Source organism: Bowdeniella massiliensis, from assembly GCF_023634005.1.
GTDB classification, from domain to species: Bacteria; Actinomycetota; Actinomycetes; order Actinomycetales; family Actinomycetaceae; genus Bowdeniella; species Bowdeniella massiliensis.
Genome location: NZ_JALIQR010000020.1, coordinates 17,644 through 27,367, shown reverse-complemented (window position 1 = coordinate 27,367; position 9,724 = coordinate 17,644). Strand labels below are relative to the sequence as shown.

The window sequence follows — 9,724 nt, the reverse complement described above, 5'->3', positions numbered from 1 at the left end:
TTTTACGGTCGGCGGCTTTGCGGGTTTTGCTGTGGCGTTGGGCTCTGGCGATGGCTTCGGCCTTCTTCTCCAACGCTGGCATCAAGATGCGCAAATATTCGGCGGGGATGTGGGCGAACAGGTTCGCCCCGAACTCACCGTCCTGGATCAGCGTGATCGCAAGCCCACGCTCCTGGAAGGACTGCTTCCTACGTTTCGCGGTCGCGGCATTGTTGGCCTTACGTAACGCTTCGTCGAGCATCTCTAGGGTGGTGCGGCATTTCTTACGGAACTCACCCGGCACCGGAGTCTCCGCCTCTCTAATGAGGGCTGCTTCGACGTGGGGGAACTCGGCCTGGCTGTAGTGGGGCCGCATCTTCTCCAACGTCTTAACCGCGGTATGCAGGTTCTCTTGCGAGATACGGGAAGCAGCGGCGGCTTTCAACACGTTCGGAAACTCAGCCTGGCTACGGGCGGTACGGATCTCGCTGGTGGCAGCATTCTTCGGTATCCGGCGTTCTTCAGCGATCACGTCCGCCATAGACAGGCCATCGATCTCGGCAGCACCCGCCTGGTCTGCTGCCGCAATAATCTGCGTCCGCAGTGTGGCCACGGCGTTGTAGGCGCGTTCGATGTTGCGGGCCGCGATCAACTTATGCAGCGCCTCCGGCAGATCAACACCGTTCTCGACCGCTGCCGCGAGGATCCCGATCCCGAGATTCAGCAGGTCTTCCGACACGACCGGAGCGCTACCGGCAGCGGGGTGGCTGGTGGGCACATCAAGACCAGCCGCTTCGAACAGTGACTTCAGTTCCATAATGCGCCTCCCTCCAGCCAATCAGTGAGTGGATGATCTGTGCCTGCTGCGGGGTGCTGCAAGCGACTAACCACGATCAAACCAGCACGTCAACACCCGAAAATCGAAGACCCACCAGAACAGGAATGCGAGAGGCGTCGGGAGGCGGGGTGTGGAAGACGACGGCCAGGCCAACAAACCCACACCACAGAGCCGCAAGGCCAACAGACCGCAACAACCACGCCCTCGCGCGCGCCCGCGCATACGCGCGCAGGTGGGTACGCGCGTGAGTGCGCGTGTACGGGCGTGGGTGCGCATGAGCGTGCGGGGGTACGCGCCAGGGTGCGCGTGAGTGTGCGCAGGTGACCGTGAGCGCGTGGGTACGTGAGTTGGTGAGGAGGCGGGGGAACAGGAGTGTGCGCAGAGGAGGTGCGAAGTGGAAGGCGGGTTAGGACTTTCCGACGAACCACTTGCGCAGGCGATCAATGCGTGCCTGGATCTGTGCGGTGGTGGCGCGTGCGACCTCGGGTCCGCCGGTCAGGCCCCGCAGCTCGGTGTGGATCACGCCGTGCGGCGTTCCGGTGCGCCTCGACCACGCCGATACGAGGCTGGCGAGCTCCTTGCGAGCGGCCGCACGTCGTCGGTGATCATCGATGCCGGCATTTTGGGCGCGCAATGACTCGGCTTCGCGGTTGGCGGCCTGGGTTTTTAGCTGCTCACTTTGGCGCTGGCGCAAGAGCTCGCGGACCTGATCGGGCTCCAGCAAGCCGGGCAGTCCGAGGTATTCCTGCTCCTCGATCGAACCGACTGCGGCGTTGGTGCCGAATTCGCCGCCGTCGAAAAGCACGCGGTCGAAGGTGGCATCGGCGCCGAGGGTTTCGAACTGGCTAAAGAGATCATCGCTCGCGCTCTCGGTGGCGTTCGCCTGGTTGATGAAGGCTTGTTCTTCGACGAAATCGACGTCGACGTTCTCGCTTGGCTTGCGGTCTAGGGCGTGATCGCGTTCCGCTTCCAGCGAGCCGGCGAGCGCCAGCAGGTGTGGGACGGAGGGCAGGAAGACGGAGGCGGTCTCGCCGCGTCGGCGGGCGCGGACGAACCGCCCGACGGCCTGGGCGAAGAACAGCGGGGTGGAGGTCGTCGTCGCGTATACCCCGACGGCGAGGCGGGGAACGTCGACGCCTTCGGAGACCATCCGCACGGCTACCATCCAGCGGTCCTCGGAGGCGGCGAAGGCATCGATCTTCTCGCTGGCGCCTGCGTCGTCGGAGAGCACGACGGTGGGATAGCGGCCGGTGATGTGGTGCAAGGTGGCGGCATAGGCGCGCGCGGCGGTGTGATCGGTGGCGATGACGAGGCCGCCGGCGTCGGGAACGGTGCGGCGGACTTCGGACAGGCGCTGGTCGGCGGCCTGGAGGACTGCGGGGATCCACTGGCCCATGGGGTCGAGTGCGGTTCGCAGGGCTTGGGCGGTCACCGATTTGGCGGATTCTTCGGCGAGGTCGGTCTCCATGTCGACGCCGCTGCGGGTGCGCCAGCGCATGGTGCCGCGGTAGGACAGGAAGATGACGGGGCGGACGACGCCGTCTTTGAGGGCGTCGCCGTAGCCATAGGAGTAGTCGGCGCGCGAGCGGCGGATGCCGTCAGCGTCGCGCGTGTAGGTGACGAAGGGGATGGGTGAAGTATCGGAGCGGAAGGGCGTTCCGGTCAGGGCGAGGCGATGCTTCGCGCGTTCGTAGGCCTCGCGGATGCCGTCGCCCCACGAGAGGGCGTCACCGCCGTGGTGGATCTCGTCGAGGATGACGAGGGTGTCGCGTTCGGTTGCCAGGACGCGATGCAGGCCGGGCCGGGAGGCGACCTGGGCGTAGGTAACGGCGAGGCCGTCGAACTGGGAGCCGAGGGCGCCCTGGGCGTTGGCGAAGGCGGGGTCGAGACCGATTCCGACGCGGGCCGCGGCGTCGGCCCACTGCGATTTGAGGTGCTCGGTGGGACAGACGACAATGATGCGGCGGACGCGCCCGGTGGTGAGGAGTTCCGTCGCAATGCGCAGCGCGAACGTCGTTTTTCCGGCGCCCGGAGTTGCGACGGCGAGGAAGTCGCGCGGAAGTGTCGCGAGGTATTTTTCTACTGCCGCTGCCTGCCACGCGCGCAAACTGGCCGCTGTCCCCCACGCTGCCCGGGTCGGGTAGGCGGGCGGGAGGTGTTCAGCGGCGAACAGTGAGGCGGCGTGTGGATCAGGGCGGGTTTCGCCCCGCCTCATGAGTCCGATCCGCGGCCGCGGCCGAACGGCCAGCGGGGGCCGCCCTTGGTCAATTCCGCGTGGATCTCTTTGCACTTGGGGCACACGGGGTATTTGGACGGGTCTCGGCCCGGGACCCAGACTTTGCCGCACAGGGCGACGACGGGCTTACCCGTGACCGCCGCGGCGGCCGCCTTGTCTTTGCGTACGTAATGCGCAAACCGGTCGGCATCGCCGTCGTCGGTGCGGGTTTCTTCTCGCTCAAGCAGCGCCGTGTCCGAGGCACCTTCGGGGGTGGTCGGGGCGCTCGGTTCGGAATGCGGCTGTCCGGCGGCGAGGGAGATCTGCATGGCTCCCACTATAGGCATGAGCCGAGCCGCGACCGAGTGCAACGTGGCCCTGGTCGCGGCTCGATTTTTCTCACAGGTGCCTAGACGCTCTGCCAGGGCAGGCGGTTTTCCCACGCAAAGCGGTAGTAGTCCTTCATCTCAAGCTTGCTCGCGGCGGCTTCGTCGATCAGCACCGTGGCGTCGGCGTGGTGCTGCATGATCGTGGCCGGCCAGTGCGCCGAGACGGGGCCCTCGACGAGCTGGGCGATCGCCTCCGCCTTGCCTTCGCCTTCGGCAACGAGGACGAGTTTCTTCGCCTTCATGATGGTGCCAAGGCCCTGGGTGAGGGTGTGGGTTGGGACGCGGGAGATGTCGCCGTCGAAGAAGCGCGCGTTATCTTCGCGGGTCTGGGGCGTCAGGGTCTCCACGTGGGTGCCCTGGCTGAAGGAGGAGCCGGGCTCGTTGAAGGCGATGTGGCCGTCGGTACCGATGCCAAGGATCTGGAAGTCGACGCCACCCGCGTCTTCGATCATTGTGTCGTAGGCGGGGCCGGCCGCCTGCAGATCGTCGGCGGTGCCGTTGGGTGCGTGCACGCGTCCCTCGGAGAAGTCCACATGCGACTCGATGACGGTGCGGATGACGTTGCGGTAGAGCTCGGGGTGGTCGGCGGGTAGGCCAACGTATTCGTCGAGCTGGAAGCCCCAGGCGTCCTTGAAGGACACCTTACCCTCCTGGTAGGCCTTGATAAGTTCGCGGTAGATGCCAAGTGGCGAGGATCCGGTGGCGAAGCCAAGGACGGCATTCGGTTTGTCGTTGACCAGTCGCACGATCGATTCGGCGACGAGGGAGGCGATGGAATCGCCGTCGGGCTGGATGATGACGCGCATGGGAGTCCTTTTCTCGACAGTGAAATGTCCGGTTCTATCGTAGGCGCACCGCACGTAAGAGTGTCGGGACCATGGACGCAGGACCAGATGGGGGCTAAGACAGCAAGGGAGGCTCGAGATTCCTCGAGCCTCCCTTGTGGTGCGAAGGAGTTACTTGGCGACAGCCTTCTTCAGGGCCGAGCCGGCGGTGAGCTTCACGCGGTAGCCAGCCGGAATCTCGATCGGCTCCTTGGTCTGCGGGTTGCGGCCCGAGCGGGCGGGGCGATCGACGCGCTCCACCGTCAGCAGGCCGGTGATCTTGACGGCTTCGCCCTTGGAGACGGAGTCGATCAGAACATCCTGGAAAGCGGACAGGGCAGCGTTTGCCTGGGCCTTGGACAGGCCGGCGCGCTCGGCGATCTCAGCAACAAGCTCAGTGCGGTTGACGGACATAACATCCCTCTCGTGTACGGTTCCGACACCCGGATAGGTGCCGCTTCACGGCACTTTACGCGGGATTACGGCCCGTTGTCGCGTTAAGACACGCATTTCGCGCGGAAATTTCGCAATTTCTGCTCGGTTTGGTCACTCCAGTCACACTGAGCACTCGAGTTGCCCCACACTCGTCGAACTACCGCATCCGCCCGGAACGACGCCATTCTTCGCGGTCATCGCGGGTGGGACGCGGACGGACCTGCGGGATGGAGCCTGAGGGCGGGTTGCCGATGCCCTGCTGGTCGCCGACCGTCTGCTCCGGGGTACGCACGAGATGCATGGCGGCGTCGAGCCGGACGATCGCATCGAGCATCATTTCCGCGGCCTCCACCATGCCGGGCGTCGCGACGAATTCGCCGTCGGGGCCAACTCCCCAGGAGACCTCGCGGCCTTCCCAGCGGTGGGCTTCGCGCCCCGCATAGGGCACGAGGACGTTTTCTCGCGTCACGAACATGTGCAGGGAGTTCAAGACATCGTGCAGGGCTTCCAGGGCGCGCAGGCCACCGGTCATCGATGCACCATAGGAGATGATGCCGGCGGGTTTGAACGCCCATTCCTGGGCGAGGTAATCGATGGCGTTTTTCAGCCGACCGGAGTATCCGCGATTGTATTCGGGGCTGACGAAGACGAAGGCGTCAAAGCTTGCGATCGTCTCGCTCCAGGCCCGGGTCTCGGCGTGCTCGTAGTGGCCGTAGCGCGGCAGGTAGGGCTCGTCGAAGAACGGCAGGTCGAGCTCGCGAATGCGGATGATCTCGACGTCAAACGCACGAGTCCGCCGTGCGCATTCGGCAATCCAGTCGGCGATCGGGGCGCCGGTGGTCAGTGGTGAGGTGGACGCATCGATGATGGCTAGGCGGATCATGTCGCCAGTTTATGGCAGCGCCGCCAGCGTTTGGTGGGCCGTAGGTACTGCTCGTCGGCGGGCTCGCAGCAGGCCGTGGCGAGGCGCGAGCAGCCAGCAGGCGAGGAAGATGCCGGTGGCGATCAAGACGATGACGGCCCCCGTCGGCAGGTCCAGTGACCACGAGAGGTAGACGCCCACAAACGAGGAGGCCATGCCGATGATGGGTGCGAGGACCATCATGGTGCCTACCTTTTCGGTTAGCAGCCGGGCGGTCGCGGCGGGGGTGACGAGCAGCGCCAACACGAGGATATTGCCGATGGTCTGGACGGCGATCACGACGGAGACGGCGACCAGGATATAGAGGAGGAGGTCGAGGGCGAAGACGGGAACGCCGAGCGCGGCCGCTGACTCGCGATCGACGGAGGCCGTCACGAACTCCTTGTGCAGTGCGGCGAGGGTGGCCACGACGAGGAGCGCGACGACGGCAACGGCGATGAGATCGCTGTCGGTGACGCCCGTGAGCGAGCCGAAGAGGAACTGCTGCAAACTTCCGGCATACCCGGGCGAGAACGAGATGATGACGATGCCGAGGGCAAAGGCGCCGGCGAAGAAGATTCCGATGATGGCGTCTTCTTTCACGCGCCGATTCTGGGCGAAGACGGCGACCGCGATGGCGGTCAGGACGCCGGCCGCCGCTCCCCCCACAATGAGCGAGCCCTGCAAGACGAAGGCTGCGGCGAGGCCCGGGAAGACGGCGTGGGCGACCGCGTCGCCGATGAAGGCCATACCGCGCAAGACGACGTGGGTGCCGACGACGCCCGCTACTAGGGAGGAGACGAGGGCGACGATGAGCGCCTTCGGCAGGAAGGCAAGCATCGGGTTGAACAGGTCGGTGAGGAAGTCCAGCGGGCTCAGCATCGGGTCTCCTGACGTTGCCGAAGTCCGAGGGCGGCGAGCAGCGGCGAGTTTTCGGATACGGCGAAGGTCCGCATCCAGATCTCGGGGTCCGAGAGGTCGCTCGGCGAGCCGTGGGCGATGATCGTGCCAGCAACCATGGCGATGGTGTCGCACGCCGCCATCGCGGCAGGCAGGTCGTGCGTCGTCATCATGATCGCTGTGCCGTCACCCGTCAGTTCGTGAAACAGGTCGGTTAGGAGTTCTTGGGTGGGCATATCGAGTCCGGTAAAGGGTTCGTCGAGCAGCAGGATCGACGGGTTGGTTGACAGGGCGCGGGCAATCATGACGCGCTGACGCTGGCCGCCGGAAAGCTCCCCGATGGGCCGGTCGGCGAGATCGGCGAGCTTGACCCGGCGCAGCGCGGCGGCGACGGCGCGGTGGTCGGCGAGCCGGGGTTGGCGCAGCCAGCCGATGTGGCGCACGCGGCCCGTCATCACCATGCGTTCGACCGTGATGGGGTAATCCCAGGCGACGTCGTGGCGCTGGGGCACGTAGCCGATGCCGCCGGCCGTGTGGACCTCGCCGCGGTAGGCGATGAGGCCGAGGATCGCGCGGAGCAGGGTGGTCTTGCCGGCACCATTGGGCCCGACGATTCCGTAGAGTTCACCGGCGTTGACGCGAAGCGAGACGCCCTGCAGCACCTCGCGTCCGCCGAGCGCGACCGACAGGTGCGATGCGGTAAGGACGGTCACTGCTGCCTCGCCTGTTCTCGCAGCCGCTTCGCACGCAGCGCGAACAGCGCGGCCAGCGCGCCGATCGCGGCAATCGCGGCGATGACGCCGATGAGAATGGGTGAGGCAAGCGAACTCGGTGCGGCGGACTCGCTGGCGGCCGAATCGCTAGGCGCGGCGGCACTCGCGTCATTCGAGGATTGCTCAGGCGTCGCGCTTTGGGGCGACGGGCTTTGGGTGGCGGCAGGTTTCGCGAGGGTGTCCGCAAGACTCACCTCCGAGCCGACCGCGAAACGCAGGGTGCCGTCGGCGCTGACCTCGGCACCGTCCTTCGTCTTTGCCGAAATAGTGAAGGATACGAGGTGGACGCCGGGTTCGGTAAAGACCCAGTTGGCGTGGGTGTGGGTGTTCAGGTCGACCCAGAATTTCTGGCCGGTCTCGCCCTGCCCGTTCCACAGCTGCTCGGGCGGGACGTCGAAGGTGCCGGATTCGACGAAGAGGTGGAAGTCGCCCGGTCCGTCGTGGCCCTTAAACGTCATGGTGACGCCGCGGTCCAACAGCTTGACGATGGCCGGATCCTGCGTGTTCCACCCCACCCAGATGACGTCGGGATTCTGGGTTTGGGGCACGACGTATGCCGGTTTGCCGCGCGCGCTACCTAAGAAGGCGTAGCGTTCCTCGTTCGGAATGTCGAGCTTTGCCTTGTCGCTGACGCGCAGGGCGACGTCGCTGAGCTGGCGCCACACTGGCGGCGTCGCGGTATCGTCGCGGATCTGGGCGGTGAAGTCCTCCCCGACCAGTTTGGGCCCCATATCGACGTGGCCCGTCGCGAGTTCGACCTGGCCCGTCCCGCTTTGCTCGCCGGCATCCACCCGCTGTTCGAGGGCGGGATCGCTCGGTGGCGGCTCCGTCGCGGCATGGGAGGTGGTCACCGTCATCAGGGCGAGCGCCGCGAGCGCGCAGGCCTGGGTGAGGATTCGCGACTTCATGACAGACATTCCTTTAGTTGAGCTGCGTTGTAGCGCATGAGATCGATATAGGTGGGGGCCTCGCCCGTCAGGGCGTCGGACAGAATGGGGCAGACGCGTACGCCGGCATCGCTGGCGAGGGCGGACAGCGTCGAGGAGCGGGCGATGAGGTTCTTTTCCAGGAAGACGGCCGGGACCTGGAGAGTGGCGATCGTTTCGGCGAGCTTGCGGCGCTGCGCGATCGAGGGTTCGACGGCGGGGTTCGGGGTGACGGAGCCCGCGATCTTCAGCCCGTAGGCCTTGGCGAGATAGCCGAAGGCATCGTGCGTCGTAATGAGGTGGCGCTTGGTGCGCGGAATGGAATCGATCGTGCGCTTCATGTGGGCGTCGAGCTCGTCGAGGGAGGCGAGGTAGGCGCGCGCCCGGGCGAAGTAGACTTCGCGACCGGCCGGATCGGCGTCGGTTAGGGTGTCGCGGATGACCTGGACGTAGGCGCGCACGTTGCGCACGTCGTGCCACAGGTGGGGGTCGATCTCGCCGTGGACGTGGGCGCCGAGGACGGCCTGCGGGAGCTGGTAGACCTGCTCGCCCGGGCGGCCGAGGAAGGAGAATTGGGCGCCCGCCGGGACCTCGGTGAGCGCCTTGGCCGGCACCGAGATGACGGTGGAGGCGAAATCGTGGCGGACCTGGGTGTGCTCGCCGCCGCCGCTCGGATCGGCAAAGACATACATCTCAGAGGTGTCGATATCGGCGGTGATATCGGCGTGGCCGGCATCGAGCACCGTCGAGTTTTCGTGGCCGGGCACCGAGTGCGGGTCGACGCCGACGGCGAACGTGAGGGTGCCACCGGGGATGGGATAGGGGCGGGAGTCATCGGTGACGGCGAGCTGCGCGGCGACGTCGACCTGGTAAATGCCGGGTTTGGTAAAGACCCAGGACATGTGGGTGTGGGCGTCGATGGGCAGCGTCGCCGTATCGCGAGCGTATCCGTCGCCCGCGTCGAAACCGTCGGAGGAATCGGCATAGATACGCGGTTTGCCGAAGGTTTCGGTGAGGTAGGCGTACATGTGGCCGGGGCCTCGCACGTCGGTGACCTGCATGCGCACGTCGCTCGTGCGGGTTGCGCCCTTATCGCTGCCGGTGCCGCGTACGCGCATGCCGAGCCAGATGGTATCGAGGCTGACGTGTTCAACGAGCGGGATGACTTCGGCGGCGTACTTGGTGGCGGCTTCGGCCAGCGAGATGTTGGGAACGCCTGGGCGCAGGTTCGCGTCGAGCGTTTTGATGATCGAGTGCTGTTCGAGCATGAGGTAGTTCGACAGCGCGACATCGGCATAGACGACGTCGCGTACGGAGCGCAGCGTCGGTTCAAAGGAGTGCGGATCGGCGCCGTCGGGAACGAGCGAGGTGGCTTTCACCCGCTCGCCCCCGACGTTCTCGACGAGATCTCGCAAGATCCCCGTCGTCGTGACGACCTTCAGTGGCGTACCCGCCCGATCCGGTCCGGCCACCGGCAGGACTGAGCAACCGGTGAGCCCCAGGCAGGCGGCGAGCAGGAGCGGGATCAGGCGAGTACGCACGGA

General features: G+C 66.0%; 10 protein-coding genes. All 10 read right to left on the bottom strand.

The annotated features are described in order from the left end of the window. Positions 1-796 (bottom strand): hypothetical protein (locus MUN85_RS11915; protein WP_250506902.1); only part of this gene is annotated, 796 nt, incomplete at its 3' end. 427 nt (positions 797-1,223) lie between these two features. Next, positions 1,224-3,032: a DEAD/DEAH box helicase gene (locus MUN85_RS11910; RefSeq protein WP_250506901.1), complete on the bottom strand. Its 1,809-nt coding sequence runs from the start codon at positions 3,030-3,032 to the stop codon at positions 1,224-1,226. Next, the gene (locus MUN85_RS11905; protein WP_250506900.1) at positions 3,029-3,361 is read right to left on the bottom strand and encodes a DUF3039 domain-containing protein; all 333 of its coding nucleotides are present in this window, start codon (positions 3,359-3,361) and stop codon (positions 3,029-3,031) included. Before MUN85_RS11905 ends, MUN85_RS11910 begins: the two co-directional genes overlap by 4 nt. Positions 3,362-3,441: 80 nt before the next feature. Then, the gene (gene nagB, locus MUN85_RS11900; RefSeq protein WP_250506899.1) at positions 3,442-4,227 is read right to left on the bottom strand and encodes a glucosamine-6-phosphate deaminase; all 786 of its coding nucleotides are present in this window, start codon (positions 4,225-4,227) and stop codon (positions 3,442-3,444) included. A gap of 150 nt (positions 4,228-4,377) precedes the next feature. Then, positions 4,378-4,659 (bottom strand): HU family DNA-binding protein, encoded by a 282-nt coding sequence (locus tag MUN85_RS11895; RefSeq protein ID WP_073716187.1) that lies wholly within the window; start codon positions 4,657-4,659, stop codon positions 4,378-4,380. Between the two features lie 178 nt (positions 4,660-4,837). Next, entirely contained in the window at positions 4,838-5,563 is a 726-nt protein-coding gene (locus MUN85_RS11890) for an NADPH-dependent FMN reductase (protein WP_250506898.1), read from the bottom strand. 9 nt (positions 5,564-5,572) lie between these two features. After that, entirely contained in the window at positions 5,573-6,463 is an 891-nt protein-coding gene (locus tag MUN85_RS11885; RefSeq protein ID WP_250506897.1) for an anchored repeat-type ABC transporter permease subunit, read from the bottom strand. Beyond that, complete coding sequence (locus MUN85_RS11880) at positions 6,457-7,194, bottom strand: anchored repeat-type ABC transporter ATP-binding subunit (RefSeq protein ID WP_250506896.1); 738 nt, start codon at positions 7,192-7,194, stop codon at positions 6,457-6,459. Before MUN85_RS11880 ends, MUN85_RS11885 begins: the two co-directional genes overlap by 7 nt. Beyond that, on the bottom strand, positions 7,191-8,162 hold the full coding sequence (locus tag MUN85_RS11875; RefSeq protein WP_250506895.1) for a choice-of-anchor M domain-containing protein: 972 nt from the start codon (positions 8,160-8,162) through the stop codon (positions 7,191-7,193). The genes MUN85_RS11880 and MUN85_RS11875 overlap by 4 nt, the downstream gene beginning before the upstream one ends. Beyond that, complete coding sequence (locus MUN85_RS11870; protein WP_250506894.1) at positions 8,159-9,721, bottom strand: anchored repeat ABC transporter, substrate-binding protein; 1,563 nt, start codon at positions 9,719-9,721, stop codon at positions 8,159-8,161. The genes MUN85_RS11875 and MUN85_RS11870 overlap by 4 nt, the downstream gene beginning before the upstream one ends. Positions 9,722-9,724 lie beyond the last annotated feature (3 nt).